This window comes from Rhodopirellula sp. SH410, from assembly GCF_055811895.1.
The window spans coordinates 6,203,596-6,225,083 of sequence record NZ_CM147949.1 but is presented as its reverse complement, the minus strand read 5'-3'; the positions used below and the strand labels follow the sequence as shown (position 1 = coordinate 6,225,083).

Here is a 21,488-nt window from a genome sequence, read left to right as displayed (position 1 = left end):
CAATGACGCGATTTACCTGACTAGACAACGAAACACTTTCCCAAGCAAGTTCATGAAGACGTTTTGGATCATCGGTTTGATACTCTGCGGGTGCGTATCGCTCGCTGGAGCGGTCACAGCGGAAGAGACCACCGAGTGGGAGTATTCGCCAACGTTACTCCGGCCATTTTGGCAGGACGAAATTGTCCGAGGCGAACCGATCCTGTTCATTCGAGATCCCGCCAGTGGAGTTGCCGAAGGTAGATTGCTCTTTCCTGTCGACGAGATCCTGGAGGTCCGAGACTCGTCGGGGGAAGTGTTATACGAGCGAGGAGTTGATTATCAGTTCCAGCCAGGAGATTCCACGATCACGCTGCCGGCCGATTCTCGAATCGTTGCGGTTGCTCCCGATGCACTACGTCGCCCAGCGAAATCCCAACGCTTTCAACTGACGCATCGAGATGGAAACGGTGAGATTCTGTTTGGAGGGAAGTTGGAATACCACCAAATGCAAACGATGGTGACCTATCAAAAGTCATCGGATGATTGGCCTCCCGCGAGGCCCTCTTTCCAGGCCGATTCGCTCGCGAAAACGCTCGCCAAACTGCAGGCAGGCGAACCTGTCTCGATCGTCCTGTTGGGCGACAGTATCTCGACGGGATGCAATGCATCGTTATGGGGGGGAGGCCCGCCATTCCAACCGGCATTCCAAGACCTGTTCGTTCAGCATTTGCAAATGCAATATGACTCAGACATCACGCTGACCAATTTGTCTGTGGGTGGGACGACATCTGCCTGGGGAGTCACAATGGTCGACGAAGTCGTCAAGTCAAAACCCGATTTGGTCATCCTCGCATTTGGCATGAACGACTCAGCAGGTCGATCCGCAGCCGAGTATGGACGTGATATCAAGGCGATGATCGAGGGAATTCGCAGTGAACTGCCCGCCTCTGAGTTTGTTTTGATCGCCACGATGTTGGGTAACTCCGATTGGCCGCGACTCGATCAAGACCTGTTTCCGCAATATCGAGATCAGTTGGCAGGGATGGTCGGGACTGGGATCGCACTGGCCGACATGACGAGTGTGTGGACCGAGATGCTACGACGCAAAAACGATTCCGATTTAACCGGCAACGGAGTGAACCATCCCAATGATTTTGGTCACCGGGTCTATGCCCAGGTCTTGTCCTCTCTCTTGGTGCCCCCTACGCCACGGATCACGGACGGTGTGGAATGCGAAGGCGATTATTCAGGGCACCTGCAAGGTGTTTGTCTCGACGACCAAGGTTCCATTTTCTGGTCGTTTACCACTGAATTGGTGAAAACCGATTTGGCGGGGAAGATCCAGAAAAAGATTCCCGTTGCCAGTCATCATGGCGATCTCTGTTTCAGCGACGGCCGCATCTATGTCGCGGTGAACCTGGGTAAATTTAATGACCCCAACGGGAATGCTGATTCATGGGTCTATGTCTACGACTCAGGAACGCTCGACCTCATTGAAAAACATGAGGTTCAAGAGGTCTTTCATGGAGCGGGAGGGATCGGAGTCCGAGGGGATCGGTTCTATGTTGTGGGAGGCCTCCCTGATGGAGTCGAAGAGAACTATGTCTACGAATATGACACCGATTTCCGTTTTCAAAAGAAACATGTGATCGATAGTAAGTGGACGCAACTCGGCATTCAGACGGCGACGTTCCACGACGGTTTCTGGTGGTTTGGTTGTTATGGCAAGGACCATCCATTGATCAAGACGGATGAAAACTTCCAAATGACGGGCCGTTACGAGTTCAATTGCTCACTAGGTATCGTGGGCGTCGGAGCACAGCAGTTATGGGTCGGCTCTGGTCCCAAGACGGCGGCGGGCCGATGTCGAGGTATCCTGTCCCTCGCCCAACCCGACGATAAAGAAGGGCTGGTACTGCAGAAGCAGTAGACGCACCTCGACTTGGGTGATCATCATGGACCCCACGCTCTGGCGAGCGTAGTTGCCTTGCGTTGGACGCGTTCGATTGTCTCGCTGTCGATCAGGAAGCGGTTGATTGAGCCGAAGTTCGACCGGCAATGGTGAGCCGAATGGTCTAAGGCATCGGGGAGCGCGAGCCACCCGGCCGCTCACGCGACTCGGCTCACGAAATCAATACGCCGTTAGCAGAAATGGACTCGCTCGTTAGCGGGTGCGGTGGAGCGATACACGACCATTGGCACGGGAAATGCATCTGAGTCTCAGTTGTGTTTCCGTTCGTACCGTTTGCAGATGGGCGTTGCCGTATGAGTTTTCTCGATGACTTCAAGAAGTTCGCACTTCGTGGGAATATGGTGGATCTGGCCATCGGGTTCACTGTCGGGGCAGCGTTCACAACGGTCGTCAAATCGCTGGTCAACGACATCATCATGCCGCCGATCGGGCTGCTGACCGGCAACGCTGACTTCTCCGATCTGTTTTGGGTGTTGCATGTCCCCTCAGAAGTCGACTCACCGGCGGGTGGATTCAAGACGTTAAAAGATGCCCAGGAGTTGGGGGTCGTGACAATGAACTACGGCATCTTCTTGAACACTTGCCTGGCGCTATTGATTGTCGCATTGGCAATGTTTGTCATCATCCGCATGGTCAATCGATTGGATGAGCAACTCGACGAAGCGTTCGGGGAGCCCAAGCCCGATTCGGAGCCCGCTGATAAGAAATGCGACTTCTGTCGGTCCACGATCTCGTTCCGAGCGACGCGTTGTCCACACTGCACGTCGGAACTCGTCGTCCCCAACATCGGTGTTGACAATCAAGCCACGGTGCGACCGCTAGCATGACCACTATTTTAATCGTCGACGATCACGACGACATCCGTGACATGATGACGCGTCAACTTCAAAAGCGAGGGTATACCGTCGTGACGGCCAGTAACGGTCTCGAAGCGGTCTTGCAGACCGCTCAGACTGCACCTGCATTGATTCTGATGGATATCAATATGCCGGAATTGGACGGTATTGAAGCGACGATACAAATCCGTGCCGCTGATGCGGAGGCTCGCACGCCCGTGATCGCGCTGACTGCCTATGCGCTACCTGGCGACGCGGCCCGCGCGACTGCAGCGGGCTGTGATGCGTTTCACTCTAAACCCGTCGAGATGGACCGACTAATCGAACAGATCACCGCGCTCATTGGCGAGGATCCCAGGTCTTGAAAAAACGGAATAAGTCGGGCGCTAGTTCGTGGTGATTGAACCACGAATCACGCGAATGACACGAATAAAACTTAGTGGAACCGGCCCAACGGGCCAACCTACGTAGGGCCGGTTCCTACCGGCCGTATGCGCCGGGGCTGCACCCGATCTCAGCGGACAAGCCAAGTGGATGGCCGGTGGGAACCGGCCCTACGGGCAACCTATGTAGGGCCGGTTCCTACCGGCCGTATGCGTGGGGGCTGCACCCGATCTCAGGGGACGAGCCAAGTGGATGGCCGGTGGGAACCGGCCCTACGGGGCAACCTACGTAGGGCCGGTTCCTACCGGCCGTATGCGTGGGGCAGTACCCGATCTCAGGGGACAAGCCAAGTGGATGGCCGGTAGGAACCGGCCCACGGGCCAACCTACGTAGGGCCGGCTCCTACCGGCCGTATGCGTCGGGGGCAGTACCCGATCTCAGGGGACGAGCCAAGTGGATGGCCGGTAGGAACCGGCCCTACGGGCAACCTACGTAGGGCCGGTTCCTACCGGCCGTATGCGTGGGGGCAGTACCCGATCTCAGGGGACAAGCCAAGTGGATGGCCGGTAGGAACCGGCCCTACGGGCAACCTACGTAGGGCCGGTTCCTACCGGCCGTATGCGTGGGGGCAGTACCCGATCTCAGGGGACAAGCCAAGTGGATGGCCGGTAGGAACCGGCCCACGGGCCAACCTACGTAGGGCCGGCTCCTACCGGCCGTATGCGCGGGGGCGGCACCCGATCTCAGGGGACAAGCCAAGTGGATGGCCGGTAGGAACCGGCCCTACTGGAAAACGTAGTAGGGCCGGTTCCTACCGGCCGTATGCGCCGGGGGCTGTACCCAATCTCAGGGGACGAGCCGTGCGGACGAGGGCGGTCGGAGCCGGCCGCACAGCGCATAAAAAAAGCCCTCCAGTTTAACCTGGAGGGCTTTTATAAATTCAAAAAATCTGGCAATACCTACTTTCACGCTGGTGGGCACTATCATCGGCTCACAAAGCTTGACTACTGTGTTCGGGATGGGAACAGGTATAACCTTTGCGATATGGTCGCCAGAAAGACCATACGACGAATATTTCGCCGCCGTATGGCCAAGTTGCTTGGTAGTCACACTTGTTAAATCATTCGGTCGCCATCGATTGGCACTTTTCTTGAGTGCGGGATATCGGTGGCCAAACTTTCGCCCATTAGTATTGGTTTGCTGAATACCTTACGGTACTTACACGTCCAACCTATCAACCTGGTCGTCTTCCAGGGGGCTCTCGACTAATGTCTACGAATCTTCATCTCGAGGCGGGCTTCACGCTTAGATGCTTTCAGCGTTTATCCTTTCCGAAGTTAGCTATCCAGCCGTGCCGCTAGCGCGACAACTGGTACACCAGAGCTTCGTCCAACTAAATCCTCTCGTACTAAAGTTGAATCCTCTCAAGATTCGAACGCCCACGGCAGATAGGGACCGACCTGTCTCACGACGGTCTGAACCCAGCTCACGTACCACTTTCATTGGCGAACAGCCAAACCCTTGGGAGCTTCTACACCCCCAGGATGTGATGAGCCGACATCGAGGTGCCAAACCGCATCGCCGCTGTGGACGCTCGGATGCGATAAGCCTGTTATCCCCGGAGTACCTTTTATCTGATGAGCGATAACCCTTCCATTCGGGATTACCGGATCACTAAGACCAACTTTCGTTCCTGCTCGACTTATGGGTCTCGCAGTCAAGCACACTTATACCTTTACGCTCTACGCCTGATTACCGACCAGGCTGAGTGTACCTTTGCACTCCTCCGTTACTCTTTGGGAGGAGACCGCCCCAGTCAAACTGCCCGACTGACACTGTCCTTTGCCCCGATTCAGGGGTTCAAAGTTAGAACTAAAATATAACCAGGCTGGTATTTCAACAACGGCTCCCGATGCACTAGCGTGCAAAGTTCAAAGCCTCCCAGCTATCCTACACAAATTATATCTCAGCCCAATATCAGCCTACAGTAAAGGTTCACGGGGTCTTTCCGTCTAACCGCGGGTATGTGGCATCTTCACCACAACTACAATTTCACCGGGTCGGTGGTTGAGACAGTGCTCCAATCGTTACGCCTTTCATGCAGGTCGGAACTTACCCGACAAGGAACTTCGCTACCTTAGGACCCTCATAGTTAGGGCCGCCGTTTATTGGGGCTTCGGTCGCGAGCTTCGCCGTGAGGCTAACCCTCTTCCTTAACCTACCAACACCGGGCAGGCGTCAGTCTCTATACATCCACTTGCGTGTTAGCAGAGACCTGTGTTTTTGATAAACAGTCGTTAGAGCCGATTTTCTGTGGCCTCCAACAGCGTGAACCGTCGGAGGCGCCCCTTATCGCGAACTTACGGGGCCATTTTGCAGAGTTCCTTAACCACCGTTCTCCCGAGCGCCTTAGAATTCTCATCTCGCCTACCTGTGTCAGTTTTAGTACGGTCAGTTGCTTAACTTCGCAGCTTTTCTTGGACGTCCTTCCAATGACTTCGAGAACTTGGATGCTCTCGAGCTTGACCTTGGCTATATCCGGTATTTTAACCCCAGACACCTCAGTGGTTGCTACGGACATTTCTATTCGTACCGCTCACTTTCCGGACGCCGTCCCTGCGACTAGATACACAACCGGCGAAGGAATATTGACCTTCTATCCATCCCCTACGCTTTTCAGCCTCGGGTAAGGTACCGGCTAACCCTGGGCGGATTTACCTTCCCCAGGAAACCTTAGGCTTTCGGCGAACAGGATTCTCACCTGTTTTATCGTTACTCATTCCGGCATAATCACCCGATGACGCCAACACCGCTCGTTACCGTACGGCTTGTATCTCGTCATCGGCGCTCTCCTACCACTCTAATCCTTAAGATTAGAATCCGCTGCTTCGGTGAATTACTTACTCCCGTTCATTATCGGCGCAGAAATGCTCGACTGGTAAGCTATTACGCACTTTTTAAATGGTGGCTGCTTCTAAGCCAACATCCCAGCTGTCACGGCACTTCAACTTCCTTAGTGACTAAGCAATTCTTCGGGACCTTAGCAGGCGATCTGGGTTGTTTCCCTCTCGACCCTGGAGCTTATCCCCCAGGGACTGACTGCCGAGGTACGGCAACCGGTATTCGGAGTTTGGTTCAGTGGGGTACCCCGGGAGGGGCCCCCATCCGATTCAGTATCTCTACCCCCGGTTACTAATTTACTCGACGCTATCCCTCAAGATATTTCGGAGAGAACGAGCTATCTCCTGGTTTGATTACACTTTCAGTCCTCCGCACAGGTCATCCCCTCGGTTTTCAACCCAAGTGAGTTCGGTCCTCCACGCAGTTTAACCCGCGCTTCAACCTGCCCATGCGTAGATCACACAGGTTTCGCGTCTGCAGCAAACGACCAACGCCCTATTCAGACTCGGTTTCCCTTGGGCTTCGTTCCGTCAGAACTTAACCAAGCCGTTTACCACAACTCGCCGGATCATTATGCAAAAGGCACGCCGTCACACATTAAAATAGTGCTCCGACCGCTTGTAGGCACATGGTTTCAGGTTCACATTCCTCCCCTAACAGGGGTTCTTCTCACCGTTCACTCACGCTACTGGTTCGCTATCGGTCGTTAGAGAGTATTTAGCCTTACGGGATGGTCCCCGTGGATTCAGTCTAGGTTTCACGTGACTAGACCTACTCAGGTGCTTCTAAGGTGTGATCCGGTTTTCACGTACGGGGCTGTCACCCTCTGTGGCCGACCTTTCCAAGTCGTTCCGTTAACCAATCACAATCCCATATTGAAGTCCTACAACCCCGAGAGGGAAACCCCCTCGGTTTGGGCTATACCGATTTCGCTCGCCGCTACTGACGGTATCGATTTTTCTTTCTATTCCTCTAGTTACTTAGATGTTTCAGTTCACTAGGTTGTTACAAATATACCTATGTATTCAGTATACTGCGGTCGGGAATCCCGGGATCATCACTTGTGTGTCAACTTCCCCAGGCTTTTCGCAGACTTCCACGCCCTTCTCCTTCTAACGCCAAGACATCCCCCATGTGCCCTTGATAGATTGGCCACCGAAATCCCGAACTCAAAACCCATCCATCTCCTTCGTGGCGAACCACTCCAGCAACAGATCGATATCAAACCCATAGATTTCAACTTTAATCTATTAACGATATCACACAGTGGTCAGACTCTTCTAAGTAAGTCTAACCGCTCAAGAATCCAATCGAAATTTATTACCAAAGCAATCTCACCACCGCACGAATGCGATTTCAAAACTGAGCTGGCAACGCTTCCGAAGAACTTATTTAAATTACCTCGCTCCTGATCACTGGACCCATTAAAGAGTTCAGATTCCACTTACGTAGGTGTTCTTTACAGATGTAAACTACCAAACAACCAAATTGTCAAATATCAGTTTCGTGGATGAATTGCTTTCACAATCGACCCACGAGTCGCTGTCGAAGACAGCCGGTCGAGATCATTAGTTCCCCTTAGCGGGGTGATCTCGGCCGGTCGTTTTCGAGCGAGCGGAGAGCTTAGCGACTCGCTAAACTCGCGTCAAGTGGAGCAGTGATTGAATTCTTAAGAAAGTTTTCATCAGAGCTTCACTCGGCACCACAGTTAGAAACTTGCTGAGCGGTGAAGCTCGCGGCTCGTTTCTTGGCTGCGGGTTGAGAAGGATAGCGTCCCGTTGCCGGGCGTCAAGTTGACTTTGACACAAAGTTCAAAAGTTTTTCTTAACCGCTGATTCTTCTCGTTTTTGAAACGTTTCGCTGGGCGATACGTTTCAGTGCAACGTTGCTGGGGACCGAAGTCTCCTGGCGTCGCGGGGGGAAAAATACTGTCCCGGCGAACTCCTCGCAAGGGGCTCTTGGGCAAAAGCGTTCCTTTTTCCCGAACCTCGCCGTCTGAGCGATTTGCTCGCGTGGTCAGGAGCCTCGCGTTTTGAGGCGATATGGCTTTGATCTTCTCCTTAGGCCGCTCTTTGGGGGTTCGTTCGATGGGCAGCGGGCGCGGAGCCCGGGTGCGGATGAGCCCGTTTATTTATGGGGCGGAGAGTTTTTTGTTGCGCTGACCATGGCGGCAATGGCCGGCACGGTGCGAGTAAGTTCAGGGTGAGTACGCTACTCCGGCTTATCCGTGGCCCCGGGGCTGTTGGCGGAGGTTTCGGCCAGACGCTCTTGCGCGGTTTGGACGAGCGGTGCGACGGCGGAGTTCGTCGCGTAGAGTTCGACGATGGAGTACCAGATTTCCTTGGCTGCGATCGTGCGGCCTGTCAGATACAGCTTGTCAGCTTCGTCGAGCTTGGCCGAAATGATCCGGGCCGCTTCACTTTGATCGGTGTCGGCCGCTGAAATGCGAGCGATCTTCGTGCGAGCGAGATTCACCAGCGGTCGATACTCAGCATACTTGTCGGGCTCTTTTTCACCCGATTCTTCGCCCAGTAAGGTGATCAAGCTGCGATATTTATCGATGGCCGTGGTGTTGTCGCCGAAGGTTTCGTACCGCATCGCTTCGGCGCAGAGTCGCTCCGCCTCGTTTTTTAGCGGTAGATTGCGATTTAGCTTGACCGTCAAGGCGTGCTCCGCTTCGAGCATTTCGACGTGATCAATCTGCTCGGACGCCCACGCGAAGTGTTCGCCATCGGGATACTGTCGGACGAGCGGCTCGAGATAGCTGATTCGGGCTTGCGACATGGATGATCGCGTGCCCTCGTCGAGTAGCTCTTGTGCGCGCTGACGCATTGTGTCGGGATTAGGGGGCCAGGCGATCCAGACCAGCATCGCGAGCAGCAATCCGAGTACGGGGAGTAGCACCCAGGCTTTGTCGTGCCATGGTGTAGCATCCATGGAGCGAGCTCGCTTCTTGGCGACCGCATCGCGTCCGAGCAAGGTGCGCGCCTCGTCCCGGTCGGCTTGATTGGTTACCGCCAATGGGCTGAAACCCGCCGAAGCGTGTTCGGCAACGCCGCTGCGACTCATGGACCGCCGCCGGACTTCGGCGAGTTGTAGTTTGACCGCATCGGCCGAGACAGGCCGCTCGGTGGGATTCTTGGCGAGTAGCTGCATGACCAGGCTATCCATCCACACCGGGGTGTCCATCACCGATGAGGCGACCTTGGTGGGCTGCTGGTACTGCAGATTTGCGGTGGTTTCTTGGATGGTCGAGCCACTGATGGGTGGCGATCCGGTCAACGCTTCGTACAGCACCGCCCCGAACATATAGAGGTCACTGCGGGGGGTGACCGCGTCATGGAGGCCCGGTGATTCGGGCGGCCGTCGTTGCATCTGCTCGGGAGCAGGTGGCCTTTGGAAATGATAGGGCCCATCGCGAAAAGGGGCGCTGCCGTTTTCATCACGAACGTCAATGAGCACGGGGCTCAATCCCGCGATCATGATCTTGTCGGGACCGATACGACCGTGCACGATCCCCTGTTTGTGCAGGTAACTGATCGCCTCGGCGATGGGTTCAGCGAGTTCGAGCACGCTTTCCCACGACAGTCGGCCGCGGCGGCGAATCTCATCGGCGAGTGTCGGCCCCTCGATCAACTCGTGCACCAGGTACGCATCACTTGCATCGAACCCGCCGCCGTAGCACTGGCAAATCGCGGGGTGACTCAGCTTTTTGAGCCGATCCCACTCCTCCGAAAATGCTGACCGTGACTCGAGCGTGCCCCCGAAGGCCACATGGAAAATCCGCACCGCCACGGCTTTTCGCTGCGACACATGCACCGCCCGCCAGACACGAGCATCACGGCTCGTCGGGTTCGCCCCCAATGGGGATTCGATGGCAAGCGGTCCGAGTCGGCTACGGGACATGTTGAGGGGGAGACTGGTGGTAAGGAGAGTGGGCTGGGGGTTGGTTTGGTGTTGGGTGGGGGCGGTGGTGTGATGTGGTGGGCTGGCGCCGATGATTTTTAGGGATTCCACTTTGGAATGGGATGGCAGCCCGTACGTGAAGGTTACTTGGCGAGATAGACGACCGGATAGGGCATGAACTTATCCGCTCGGCGCAGAACAATCGTCTGCCCGCTCCCAATCCCCTCGTCGCCGTGCCGGCGTGTCTCCCCCGTTTCTGGGCCCTCTCGTTCTGGGCCCTCGCGGCGGGCTGGCGGTGTGATCGTGATCCACGTCCGGTCTTTGCTGAGGATTTGGTTTCGCAGCACGCGGGCGAATCCGGGTTCAATGCCTGTCTCTCGCGTGCCCATGACTTCGTCGCCGAAATCCCGCAAAATGGGTTCGAGGCGTTTGCCGGCGCGGCGGAGTCGCTCCTTGGCTGCCGGTGACGACCACACCTCTTTCCATGTTTGGCGGAGTTGTTGGTTGTCGACAATTGCTTCGCGGAGGATCGTGCGAAGAAGCTGGCGGGCTTGGGGGTCCTGGGCGATCGTGTTGACAACGTCCGATAGCTCGTCACGCAGAACCTGGTTGGCGGCCAGGTCCTTGACGATATTTTCGACTGCGGTGGCGATTTCGTCGAGATGAGCCTCGACGACGGGGGTGACCTCGTCTTCGACAAAGCGGTCCCATTCGGCCACAACAAGTTCCCGCTCGGGAAGTGGTGATTTATCGTAGATCGCTCGCCAACCGAACCGCCACAGCGACGCTTTATCCCAGATCTCCCGCCCGATCGTCTCGGCGGGCTTAGAGCCATGCTTTCGCACAATCGGCAGCACTTCGGCGCGGATCAACGGCACGACCTTCTCGTTGACGATTTCTTTGCGATAGCGGGCGACGATCGCGTCGATTTCCACTCGATGGCGTTCAATCGCGTCACCGAGAGCCGTTTCGATTATCGGAACCGACATTCGGAAGGACTCCAGGACCAGCGGAAGGAATTCCTGGGTCACGGCATCCGCATGAGCTTCCACCGCGTCGGCAAGCTTCTGCTGCAGCAGTTCACGTTTTCCCGGCGGTATCAACGTCGTCATGACATCTGCTAAGCGACCGCTATTGCGATGGACCTGGAACGTTGCCGCCGGCGACCATGCTTGGCGATCGAATGCCGTGAGGGTCAAGCGATTGGCAGCGTCGTCTACGTGACGAACTGCGGTGATGTAACCCACTTCGTACCACCCAGAACCTCGTGGTGCGAAAGCGACATCGCCGACCCGGACCACGCCGGTGGGATCCTCGATCTCGAACGACTCGGTCGGTGACCACAGCGAAGCCAAAATCAGCGATGCGGGGCTGGTGTGGGCGGAGGCGGCCCGTTGGGGTTCGCCCGTCGGGTGACTTTCCTTGAAGATCCAGAACGCAGCGACACCCATCAAGCTGATCCAGAATGCAGCTCCCAGCCATCGTTGGTGTCGCTGTGTCATGTCGCACCTTTGGAAAATCGAGTACTCCGCAGCCGATCGACGTAGACGGCACCGATAATGATGACCCCCACCAGAATATTTTCAAAGTGGGTTTCGAGTTCCAGAGAGGTACAGCCCAGCCCGATCACGCCCATGATCAGCACACCGCAGAGGGTCCCTAGAATACTGCCACGCCCTCCTAGCAGTGATCCTCCGCCGATGACGACGGCAGCAATGATTTTTAGTTCCAGCCCTGCCCCGGCCGTCGCGTCGCCTTTTTCCAGCCGCGCAATGTCCACGCAACCGGCCAGCCCGAACAAGGCTCCCGCAATCACATAAACGAGGATCTTGGTGGATTGGACGCGGACCCCGCACAATCTCGCCGTCGCCTCACTCGATCCAATGGCAAACAAATGCCGCCCGAAGACAGTTTTATGTAGTCCTACGGCAACGACGGCGGCGAGAACCAGCATCAGCCACACGCCCCAGCCGAAATTGGGGAGCGGATAGAGGTAGGGGATCCAACGTGGTTCGGGGTACTGTGTCACCATCTCACGCAACCAGTCGGGGATGCTCTCACGCGGTGGCGTGATCGTGCCACCGCGATCACACAGCATTTTGCCGATGCCTACGAAAATCGTCATCGAGCCCAGCGTGATGATAAACGGAACTAGCCGTAGCCCCGCAATCAGCACACCATTGAACAACCCGCAACCGGCGCCAGCCAGAACCGCGGCGGTAATCGCCAGATAGATGGAATGCCCGCCGTCGAGCACCACAGCGGCGACGCAGCCGCACATCGCCGCAGCCGTCCCGGCGGATAGGTCGATCCCACCGCTGATGATGATCAGGGTCATGCCCAGAGCCGCGATGCCGATTTTGACACTCTGAACGCCGACCAAGCGAGCGGACGATATGGACGCGAAATTGCCGTCGGTGCCAGAGATCCACTCGGCCGCGGCAAATAGCGTAACCACGATGATCAGCGCGAGCATCGGTCCAACGAGATTCAACAATCGCTGCATGGGAAATGAGGGTTGAGGGAAAGAAACGGATGGAAGGGGGCAGGGAGGGCAGAGGGCGATATCCTAGCCGAAATGGCTGCGATTGTGACCTCGCCGAAATCTGCAGCACCCCTATACTGGTCGTTTTTCGACTGTCTGCCGGCCGCTCCGCCGGTCGGGAGTGATTGCTGTCCGATCAGCTCAGACGGGCGGAGCGGTCTGGCTACAATGGCCCCGCCACGTTGCTGCCCTCACGTTTTTCCACCAACGAAACCTTTGCCGTGCCTGCCTCGTTAACCACATCCACCCACAGCCACACCCCTCCGTACTACTGGGGGATCGACATTGGCGGCACCAGCATCAAGTGCGGTCTCGTCGATCATGAGGGACACACGGTGTCGTTCGAACAGGTACCCACCGAGGAGTCCGCGGGCCCCCAGGCCGCTGTGAATCGTGTGGCTAAGCTAATCCACGAAACCGAGCAGCGAACGGGCACGACGGGCCAGGTCAAACGGATTGGCATGGGGGCACCCGGACCCATGGACCTGCCTCGCGGGCTGCTCGTTGCCCCTCCGCAGTTACCGTCCTGGAACGACTTTCCGATTGTGAAGGCGCTTAGCGATGCCACCGGACGCGGGGTGTCGTTTCTCAACGATGCCAATGCGGCGGCGTATGGCGAATTTTGGCTCGGCCGCGGATCGCAGCAAACTTCGATGGTGTTGCTGACACTCGGGACGGGTGTGGGCGGAGGGATCATCGTTGAGAACGAACTCATCAATGGTGTCAACAGCTTCGGCAGCGAGTGCGGGCACATTCTCGTCGACTCGGCCCCCGACGCTCAGCTTTGTGGCTGGGGCGGTGGTCGCGGGCAGATCGAGGCCTACGCATCGGCAACCGGTGTCGCCGCCAACGCACAGAGACGACTGAAAGAAGCTCCCGACAGCCAACTGCATCGTTGTCTCGGCGCCGACGATGGCGCAGAGGGGCTGACGAGCAAGCACGTTCACGAGGCGGCCCTGGCGGGTGACGCCCTCGCACTGTCGGTGATCGATGAAACCGCACGTTGGCTGGGCATCGCGATCACGACGCTGGTTCATACCGTCGATCCCGGCAACGTTGTGCTCGGCGGCGCGATGAATTTTGGCGGTGCCGACTGCTCCATCGGCAAGCGTTTTATCGAGCGGATTCGCTCGGAATTTCGTGAGCGAACGTTTCCCAACGTTTACGCTGGAACCAAAATCAGCTTCGCCACCCTCGGCAGCGATGCTGGTTACCTAGGCGCCGCCGGCTACGCCAAAAAGCAAGCCACCAGCGACTGAGTGCTGGCGTCAGGCTCACGCCCGCTGCCCGCCCCCTTTTTCTGGACCGCCCACATTCTCTGGGCCGCCCACCCCCTGCTTCCTCTCTCCCCGCTGCACCGCCTTGCTTCCCAAAGTCGAAACGAAATACATCCGTAACTTTTGCATCATTGCCCACATTGATCATGGCAAGAGTACGCTCGCTGATCGACTGCTCGAAGAGACCGGGACGGTGAGCACGCGAGAGATGAAATCGCAATTGCTCGATGATCTGGCGTTGGAGCGTCAGCGGGGGATTACGATCAAGGCGCGCGCCGTGGCGATGCCCTTTCGCCGCGGTGGGATCACCTACCAACTGAACTTGATCGATACTCCCGGTCACGTTGACTTTCAGTACGAGGTCTCGCGGTCGCTGGCCTGTTGCGAGGGGGCATTGCTATTGGTCGATGCGTTCCAGGGCGTCGAGGCGCAAACGATGGCCAATGCCTTTGCGGCGATGGAGCATGACTTGTTGATTGTTCCCGTGATCAACAAGATCGACCTCGTTCACGCCCGCCCTGACGAAGTCGCTGACGAGATGATGAATTCGCTTGGTACCGATCCCGAGGACTGCGTGCGTGTCAGCGCGAAAACGGGGCTGGGAGTTGCCGGGCTGCTCGATGCGATCATCGACCGCATCCCACCGCCCGCCGGTGATCCCGACGGCACGTTGCAGGCGATGGTGTTTGATTCCAATTATGACGATTTTCGAGGCGCGATCACCTACATTCGCGTCATGCAAGGAACGGTTCGGACGGGACAGAAAATCCGTTTCTTGCGCGCCGAAACAGAGCACGAGGTTGTCGAACTCGGCCAGTTCGCACCGGGGCGCGTCGCCCGAGACGAACTTGCCGCCGGCCAAGTCGGTTATCTGATCTGCAACATCAAAAGCCTTGGCGACGTCCACATCGGCGACACGGTCACCGTCGCGGGCAAACATCCCGCTGAGGTGTTGCCGGGATACGATCGACCGCGGCGCATGGTGTACTGCGGTTTGTTCCCGAGTGACGGTCAAGAGTTCTCCGACTTGCGTGATGCCCTCGAACGGTTGGCGGTGAACGACCCGAGTTTCGAATTTGAACCGGAGACCAGCGACGCGCTCGGGTTCGGGTTCCGCTGCGGTTTTCTCGGACTGCTGCACATGGAAATTATCCAACAGCGGCTCGAGCATGAGTCGGACATTGACCTCGTCCAAACGGCCCCCAACGTGACCTATGAAATTGTCACCAAGAAGGGCGAGACGCTGATGATTCATAAGCCGCAAGACGTCCCGGATCCTGGTGCGATCGAGGAGTTTCGCCAACCCATCGTGAAGTGCAATGTGATCGTGCCGGAGGACTATATCGGGGCCGTCATTAAACTCTGCCAAGAACGTCGTGGTATTCAACGCAACCAGGAATACCTTGGCGCCGGCCGGGCGTTGTTGACGTACAACATTCCGTTGGCCGAAGTGATCTACGACCTGCACGACAAGATCAAAAGTTGCACACGCGGATACGGAACACTCGATTATGAAATGGTCGGTTATGAAGCCGCCGATCTGTGTCGCTTGGATATCTTAGTCAACGGTAGCCGCGTCGATGCTCTCTCGGTGGTCTGTCACCGGGCCGACGCGGACCGGCGCGGACGTGCGGTCGCTAAAAAACTCAAATCGGAAATTGAGCGACACATGTTCGAAGTCGCCGTGCAGGCGGCGATCGGCAGCCGCGTGATCGCGAGGGAAAACATCCCCGCGATGCGCAAGAACGTGACGGCTAAGTGCTATGGTGGTGACGTGTCCCGCAAACGGAAGCTACTGCAAAAGCAAAAAGAGGGCAAGAAACGCATGAAGGCGATCGGCAACGTCGAGATCAGTCAGAAGGCATTCATGTCCGTGCTCAGTAGTGGTGATGACTAGAGCGGCGACGAGTGGCTGTTGATGGTGGCCAGATCGCCCCGCGGCGAGTCGAGCCAACACGCTCTGCGGCGGATGGGTGAGGGTGACCTCCGGGCGGTCCGAGTCGTTGGTCGACCCGGTCGCCGGGCCGAGCGGAGTGGTGCGATGAAAGTTTTCGATAGAATTCCGAGACCCTCCGCGAACCTGATCTCGCTTGCCATCGTCTCTACCAATGACGATAATACCGTCACCGGGTCGTGATACGCGTCACGACAAAACTTCCGTACGCGAGTCTCGTCCGCTCTGGTTGGCACCTGGGCGAGGGCGCGTCCAACCATGTTTACAAAGGAGGTGATCAAGTGGATTATTGCTGTACTAGCCAACGGGGTGGAAACCCTTGACGAAAGTCGGCGGGCTGACGCTTGGGTCGGCCACCCCACTCGCGATCACTCTCACTTTTTGAGCCTCGCTCAATAAATGAGCCTAGCGCGAGCTATTGCCACTTGCTGAGATGGTTACCTTGGTCTCAGCAAGTGGTTTTTTAATGCGCCCCGGTTTTTATGTGCGGTGCAGGTGCGATCGGCTGTCGAGTTCGCCTACCGCTGGCAAGCTTGGCGGTTCGCTGCATTCACGGGGGCAGAGGCGACTAGGGCCGGCCGAGCCTGTAGATGCGTGTTGCATTGCCCGCGAAGAATTGGGCTTGTTCATTTTCGCTCAGTGGGGCGGCGAGTTGCCGAGCGGTATCGAGCCACCGCCGGTATGGAGTCGCGAGTAAGCACACCGGCCAGTCGCTGCCGAACATCAGGCGATCCATGCCAAATGCCGAGAGCGCAACATCCCAGTACGGACGCATGGTATCGATTGACCATGACGCATCGCGAACTTCGGTAGGCAGACCTGAGAATTTGCAGGAGACGTTTTCACGCCGGGCCAGTTCGCAGAAGTCACGACGCCATGCCTCGTCGAAGGTGCCTTCAACGATCGCTGGTTTGGCGATGTGATCGAGTACCATGGGGATGTCTGGATGCCGGTCGGCGAAGTCGATCGCCGCAGCCAACTGTTTCGGATAGACGAGCAGGTCGAACACCAAGTTGCGGCCCGCAAGTGTCCGAATGCCAGTATTGAAATCGGCACCATCTAAAAAGCGGTCGTTCGGCTCGTCTTGAACCACATGCCGAAATCCTTTGAGTTTCGGATGTTCGGCGAATTGGTCGATGACGGCGGCGACCTCAGGTTGGGCAAAGGGAGCCCAGCCAACGATGCCCGCGATGAGCGGTTCGGCTGCCGCGATGCGAAGCAGTGCGTGTGTTTCATCCAAACTCTGGCGTGCTTGGATGCTGACGAAGCCGTCGACATTATCTTCACCGGAGATTTGGCGCAGTTGCGGTGCCAGGAAGTCCTGTTTCAACACGGCCTTCTCATCGTCGATCCAGGGGTACTCGTCCGGATCGTAGGCCCATAAATGATGGTGTGAATCGATCAGCATGCGTCAGAATTCTCGCGTGAAAGTAGCAGCGTCTCTCCGAGACGCTGAGAAATGAGTCGAGTCGGCCCGAGACGATCGATCGAGGCTCGGGGAGACTCGATCGACTTAGCTGAGAATCAGGTCATCCGATGGATCGGATTCTTCCCACGCCCGGCGAATCTCTCGCAGTCCGTAGGCACACAACTCGAATTGATCGCTCAGACGATCGAGTAGATCGCAGGGCGGTCGGTCGACGTCGGCCTCGATCGTCGCTGCTATCTTGTAGGATCGTTTGCCCTGATGGAAGTAGTCGAGCAGTTGATCGGGAGAGCCCTTGGCGTTGCCCCGAACACTCTCGGGATACATGCCTGAGCGAAACAGCGTGACATCGCCGATATGTCGATGGACATCACGCCGAGCGGTACCCATTCGCCGTTCGGCTTCGCACATGAGCTGGAAAATTTCGGTGGCCGGCCGTCCATCATCACGGCGGACACGCTGGATGGCATCGACGCGCGTGAATCGCAGCATCAATTCGCTGATGTACTCGACCAACTGCACATCGGCGACGCCGAGTTTGGTTTGGAAGATGTACTCCGACAGTCCGCTAAGAAAGCGATCGAGTGTCGATCGCTTGGGTTGAGCGTGTTCAGACATCACGTTTGTTCCTTCAAGGATGAAGGGCGATTCGCGGGCCGGTTGAAAACACCCGAGAAACCGATGCGAATCAAAATACCTGAAAACCAGAATTAGTCGCCCACGACGCCCACGTCAAGTCTAATTTATTTTCGGCTCGTCTGTGGGTGCATGACAGGGTTTGCGGCTGGGATTGGGGTCGGCTTGAATTTGGATATGAATTACACTTTGCGGCGTGCAGCCGGGAAGGCTGGGAGCTTTAGAGAACACTTTTCGAGGGAATCGCCATGGAATCGGCATCAGCCACACCCACCGCCCAACAAATCGCTGACCTCGTCATGCAGCGGCTCATCGATGGTGGCGGGATTCCCGATCTCGCCAACGCCAACTTGATGACGATCGAGCAACGGACCATCGAGGAAGTCGACCGGGTCACGCAAATCGTCATGAGCGAACTGCTCGCCAAGCAGTCTCGAGAGGCCGATCCGGTGACCGCCTGTCCCAAATGCGGTATGGAAATGACACCGAAAAAGGCTCAGCATCGCTCGCTGCAAAGTAGACGAGGCCAAGTGAAATTCAAAACCGACGTATCTCATTGCGAGGCTTGCCGCCTCGATTTTTTTCCCTCAGATGAGAACATTGCAGTGTGACATCGACATCGAGCAAACGCCCGCAGTCCTACAGAAAGTTACCATCGCCGCAGCGAGAGACCGTTCCTATGCGGTGGCCAGTCGCAACCTGCGAGACCTCGCTGAACTGACCATCTCTTCCAAGCAATGTCAGCGGATCGCCATTCGCATCGGCAACGAACGACTCGGCGAACAGCAACAAAGCATTGATCGCTACACCGCCGCGAGCATCCCCGAGCAACAGCACGGCCAAAGCCACGATGCACCAGCAAATGATTGGAGCGGACGTGCCGCAGTGATACAGGGTGACGGCGGTCGTGCTCAGATTCGCGATTCGCTTTGGGGGCAGGACAAACCGAGCGACAAAAAGCACCGTTGGTGGCGAGAGACTCAGGCCGGCGTGCTGCAAACGTATCAGTCCAGGCCATCGGACGTGGACCCTCACCCCGAGGTCCCAGAATGTTTGAAAGATCCGCTGTGGATTATTCCCAAAGTGAATGAAATCCATCGCAGCAGCGGTTCATCAAGTGATTCAGGCGAACCTGAGAGTGAGCCATCGCGTGACAGCCAGCCGTCATCAAAGCAATCAGCTTCGGCAGAACCAGCCAGCCAAAACAGCAAGTCGTCACGCAAGGATCACAAGCGTTGGAGCGGCGGTGATCCGTTGGTACAAACGATCGTTGCGACCCGACTGGGATATGATCATCTCGGGTTGGCGTTGGCGGCCGAGGCGTATCGGCGTGGTTTTAACAAAGCCAAAATCAAAGCCTTCATGGGCGACGGCTTGAAAGTGAACTGGTCGCTGTGGTCGAGTCACTTCTCGCACTACACGCCGATCGTCGACATCATGCACGCCTTGGCTTACGTCTACGGCGGTGCGATCGCATCCTGCGGGCGGATCGAAGATGGCTGGCAGTTGTATATCCAGTGGCTCGAGTGGACGTGGAGCGGTGATGTCGATCGAGTCATCACGGCGATGCAACAGCAAGCTGCCGGTCACGAAGATGTTCCCGAAGACCTGCGTCGGGCCATCACCTACCTGAGCAACAACGCGTCGCGGATGCAGTATGCTCGTTATCGGCGTGCGGGACTTCCAGTGACCACCTCGCCCGTGGAATCGGCTCAGAAGCAAATCAACGAGCGGATCAAAGGGACGGAAAAGTTTTGGCGAGACGATTCGCTTGAGCCACTACTGCAGCTCAAAGCGGACGACCTGAGCGAAACGCACGACCGAGACGCCTTCTGGCATCGTCGAGGCCAGCGAAACGACGGCTTCCGCCATCGCAAGACCAAAACCAAAGTTACCTAACAAACCCTGTCATGCACCCTCGTCTGTCGTCTGTCGTCTGTCGTCTGTCGTCTGCCGTCTGTCGTCTGCCGTCTGCCGTCTGCCGTCTGCCGTCTGCCGTCTGCAGAGGCTCGGGGACCCCGTGGGGGCACTGGCGATTTGCGTCGGACCCAGCCGGCGAGATATGATCCAGCAACGAAATTAATTCAGCGATGGAGCATAGGGGATGAACTCGGTGGTGAAAGCAAGAAATCATTTTTGGGGTCTGGGCATCGCTTGGATGGCTCTCTGTGTTTCATCACCGATGCTGTGGGCAGGTTCCCCGACGGATCCGACTTCCCAGCCCAATGTGCTGTTCATCGCCGTCGACGATCTGGCGTGCACGCTGGGATGCTACGGGGATGTCCTCGCCAAGACGCCGAACATCGATCGCCTCGCGGCCAGCGGCGTGTCGTTTCAGCGGGCGTACAATCAGCTGCCGCTGTGCAATCCCACCCGTGCTTCGATCATGACGGGGCTTCGTCCTGATACAATCCAGGTCTACGATTTGGACCGTCATTTTCGCGATGCGGTCCCCGATGTGGTAACGCTGCCGCAGGCATTTCAGCGGGCGGGTTATTTCGCCGCTCGCGTGGGCAAAATCTACCATTATAACGTGCCGGCTGCGATTGGCACCGATGGGTTTGACGATCCTCCGTCGTGGAATCGCATGGTTAATCCGAAAGGGCGTGACAAAGACGACGAGGCGTTGATCTTCAATGCGGAACCACACCGTGCGATCAGTGGAGCGTTGAGTTGGTTGGCTGCGGAGGGAACGGATGAAGAGCAAACCGATGGCATGATCGCGACCGAAGCGATTCAAATCATGCGTGAGAAGAGAGACGAACCGTTCTTTTTAGGCGTGGGATTTTTTCGCCCTCACACACCATACGTTGCGCCGCAGAAGTACTTCGACATGTACCCCGTCAATGAGCTGCGGTTGCCCTACGCGCCCCAGGGAGATCGTGACGACATTCCCACCGCAGCATTCGCACACAACTGCCCGGTTCCCGACTACGGCTTGGACGAGCCGACGTTGCTCCGGGCGACGCAAGCCTACTATGCGTGCGTTTCGTTCATTGACGCCCAGGTGGGACGGTTGTTGGATTCGTTGGAGGATTTGGGGATCGCCGACAACACGATCGTCGTGTTTTGGAGCGACCACGGATATCATTTGGGCGAGCACCATGGAGTCTGGCAGAAGCGGACTCTGTTCGAACAGGGCGCGCGAGCACCATTGATTATTCGAGTGGCCAACGGGGCGACGGACGCATCTCCAGTCAGCGGCCCCTGTCGACGCATCGTCGAGTTCGTCGATATCTATCCCACACTGACCGATCTGGCGGGCATCGCCTCACCGGACAATCTCGCCGGCCGAAGCCTGCGACCACTGCTGAACAATCCTGACCGTCGTTGGGACGGGTATGCGGTGACCCAAGTGTTACGCCCGGCTGATGATCGGCTCGCTGAACCCGTGATGGGATGCAGCATTCGCACCGATCGATATCGTTTCACACAGTGGGGCGAAGGCAAGCATGGCGCCGAGTTATACGACCATCACGCAGACCCGGGCGAGTTCGACAACCTCGCCCAGGAGCCTGACGCAAATTCGCGACGCGTCATGGATCGGCTTCGCGAGATGCTGGGAAAACACGCATCCGGAAAAGTGCCGACCACGCCCTTCCATCCAGCTCGCCTGTGAGCCACCTGTGGCAGGTTCGAAACAGGTCGGTCGAAACGACTCTCGCAATC

At 57.0% G+C, this 21,488-nt stretch carries 13 protein-coding genes and 2 rRNA genes; 8 read left to right on the top strand and 7 right to left on the bottom strand.

The genetic code is table 11. The features are described 5' to 3' along the window. Nucleotides 1-52: 52 nt before the first annotated feature. The 3 genes from SH410x_RS22900 (at nucleotide 53) to SH410x_RS22890 (ending at nucleotide 3,155) form a co-directional block, all read left to right on the top strand. Nucleotides 53-1,912: an SGNH/GDSL hydrolase family protein gene (locus SH410x_RS22900; RefSeq protein WP_473671065.1), complete on the top strand. Its 1,860-nt coding sequence runs from the start codon at nucleotides 53-55 to the stop codon at nucleotides 1,910-1,912. Between the two features lie 335 nt (nucleotides 1,913-2,247). Then, on the top strand, nucleotides 2,248-2,781 hold the full coding sequence (mscL, locus tag SH410x_RS22895; protein ID WP_473671063.1) for a large conductance mechanosensitive channel protein MscL: 534 nt from the start codon (nucleotides 2,248-2,250) through the stop codon (nucleotides 2,779-2,781). Continuing rightward, complete coding sequence (locus SH410x_RS22890) at nucleotides 2,778-3,155, top strand: response regulator (protein ID WP_473671061.1); 378 nt, start codon at nucleotides 2,778-2,780, stop codon at nucleotides 3,153-3,155. The genes mscL and SH410x_RS22890 overlap by 4 nt, the downstream gene beginning before the upstream one ends. Nucleotides 3,156-4,121: 966 nt before the next feature. On the opposite strand, the gene rrf is transcribed toward SH410x_RS22890, so the two are convergent. The 5 genes from rrf to SH410x_RS22865 all read right to left on the bottom strand — a co-directional run bounded on the left by rrf (nucleotide 4,122) and on the right by SH410x_RS22865 (nucleotide 12,487). Beyond that, a 5S ribosomal RNA gene (gene rrf, locus SH410x_RS22885) occupies nucleotides 4,122-4,230 on the bottom strand. Nucleotides 4,231-4,341: 111 nt separating this feature from the next. Next, nucleotides 4,342-7,229 (bottom strand): 23S ribosomal RNA (locus SH410x_RS22880). Between the two features lie 1,057 nt (nucleotides 7,230-8,286). Then, on the bottom strand, nucleotides 8,287-9,981 hold the full coding sequence (locus SH410x_RS22875) for a serine/threonine-protein kinase (RefSeq protein WP_473671059.1): 1,695 nt from the start codon (nucleotides 9,979-9,981) through the stop codon (nucleotides 8,287-8,289). 143 nt (nucleotides 9,982-10,124) lie between these two features. Beyond that, a complete protein-coding gene (locus tag SH410x_RS22870) occupies nucleotides 10,125-11,483 on the bottom strand; it encodes a hypothetical protein (protein ID WP_473671057.1) in 1,359 nt (452 codons plus the stop codon). Beyond that, complete coding sequence (locus SH410x_RS22865; RefSeq protein WP_473671055.1) at nucleotides 11,480-12,487, bottom strand: ABC transporter permease; 1,008 nt, start codon at nucleotides 12,485-12,487, stop codon at nucleotides 11,480-11,482. The genes SH410x_RS22870 and SH410x_RS22865 overlap by 4 nt, the downstream gene beginning before the upstream one ends. Before the next feature lie 260 nt (nucleotides 12,488-12,747). On the opposite strand from SH410x_RS22865, the gene SH410x_RS22860 reads away from it, so the two are divergent. Together SH410x_RS22860 and lepA are read left to right on the top strand one after the other, a co-directional pair. Beyond that, complete coding sequence (locus tag SH410x_RS22860; protein WP_473671053.1) at nucleotides 12,748-13,785, top strand: ROK family protein; 1,038 nt, start codon at nucleotides 12,748-12,750, stop codon at nucleotides 13,783-13,785. 103 nt (nucleotides 13,786-13,888) lie between these two features. Next, nucleotides 13,889-15,700 carry a translation elongation factor 4 gene (gene lepA, locus SH410x_RS22855; protein WP_473671051.1) on the top strand — a complete coding sequence of 604 codons (1,812 nt, stop codon included), beginning with the start codon at nucleotides 13,889-13,891 and terminating at the stop codon, nucleotides 15,698-15,700. Between the two features lie 625 nt (nucleotides 15,701-16,325). Here lepA and SH410x_RS22850 read toward each other — a convergent pair. Together SH410x_RS22850 and SH410x_RS22845 are read right to left on the bottom strand one after the other, a co-directional pair. After that, nucleotides 16,326-17,165, bottom strand: coding sequence for an amidohydrolase family protein (locus tag SH410x_RS22850; RefSeq protein ID WP_473671049.1), 840 nt, complete (start codon nucleotides 17,163-17,165; stop codon nucleotides 16,326-16,328). Between the two features lie 105 nt (nucleotides 17,166-17,270). Further along, the gene (locus SH410x_RS22845) at nucleotides 17,271-17,804 is read right to left on the bottom strand and encodes a hypothetical protein (RefSeq protein ID WP_473671047.1); all 534 of its coding nucleotides are present in this window, start codon (nucleotides 17,802-17,804) and stop codon (nucleotides 17,271-17,273) included. Between the two features lie 263 nt (nucleotides 17,805-18,067). On the opposite strand from SH410x_RS22845, the gene SH410x_RS22840 reads away from it, so the two are divergent. The 3 genes from SH410x_RS22840 to SH410x_RS22830 all read left to right on the top strand — a co-directional run bounded on the left by SH410x_RS22840 (nucleotide 18,068) and on the right by SH410x_RS22830 (nucleotide 21,438). Next, nucleotides 18,068-18,430, top strand: coding sequence for a hypothetical protein (locus SH410x_RS22840; protein ID WP_473670265.1), 363 nt, complete (start codon nucleotides 18,068-18,070; stop codon nucleotides 18,428-18,430). Then, nucleotides 18,411-19,718, top strand: coding sequence for a hypothetical protein (locus tag SH410x_RS22835; RefSeq protein ID WP_473670264.1), 1,308 nt, complete (start codon nucleotides 18,411-18,413; stop codon nucleotides 19,716-19,718). The genes SH410x_RS22840 and SH410x_RS22835 overlap by 20 nt, the downstream gene beginning before the upstream one ends. A gap of 259 nt (nucleotides 19,719-19,977) precedes the next feature. Then, nucleotides 19,978-21,438, top strand: a complete 1,461-nt coding sequence (locus SH410x_RS22830; RefSeq protein WP_473677375.1) for a sulfatase — start codon at nucleotides 19,978-19,980, stop codon at nucleotides 21,436-21,438. The last annotated feature ends 50 nt before the right edge of the window (nucleotides 21,439-21,488 follow it).

Bases quoted from the DNA above. Each gene is read 5' to 3' on its own strand.
- SH410x_RS22900 (WP_473671065.1), top strand. From the start codon at position 53: ATGAAGACGTTTTGGATCATCGGTTTGATACTCTGCGGGTGCGTATCG.
- mscL (WP_473671063.1), top strand. From the start codon at position 2,248: ATGAGTTTTCTCGATGACTTCAAGAAGTTCGCACTTCGTGGGAATATG.
- SH410x_RS22890 (WP_473671061.1), top strand. From the start codon at position 2,778: ATGACCACTATTTTAATCGTCGACGATCACGACGACATCCGTGACATG.
- SH410x_RS22875 (WP_473671059.1), bottom strand. From the start codon at position 9,981: ATGTCCCGTAGCCGACTCGGACCGCTTGCCATCGAATCCCCATTGGGG.
- SH410x_RS22870 (WP_473671057.1), bottom strand. From the start codon at position 11,483: ATGACACAGCGACACCAACGATGGCTGGGAGCTGCATTCTGGATCAGC.
- SH410x_RS22865 (WP_473671055.1), bottom strand. From the start codon at position 12,487: ATGCAGCGATTGTTGAATCTCGTTGGACCGATGCTCGCGCTGATCATC.
- SH410x_RS22850 (WP_473671049.1), bottom strand. From the start codon at position 17,165: ATGCTGATCGATTCACACCATCATTTATGGGCCTACGATCCGGACGAG.
- SH410x_RS22840 (WP_473670265.1), top strand. From the start codon at position 18,068: ATGGAATCGGCATCAGCCACACCCACCGCCCAACAAATCGCTGACCTC.
- SH410x_RS22835 (WP_473670264.1), top strand. From the start codon at position 18,411: ATGAGAACATTGCAGTGTGACATCGACATCGAGCAAACGCCCGCAGTC.
- SH410x_RS22830 (WP_473677375.1), top strand. From the start codon at position 19,978: ATGGCTCTCTGTGTTTCATCACCGATGCTGTGGGCAGGTTCCCCGACG.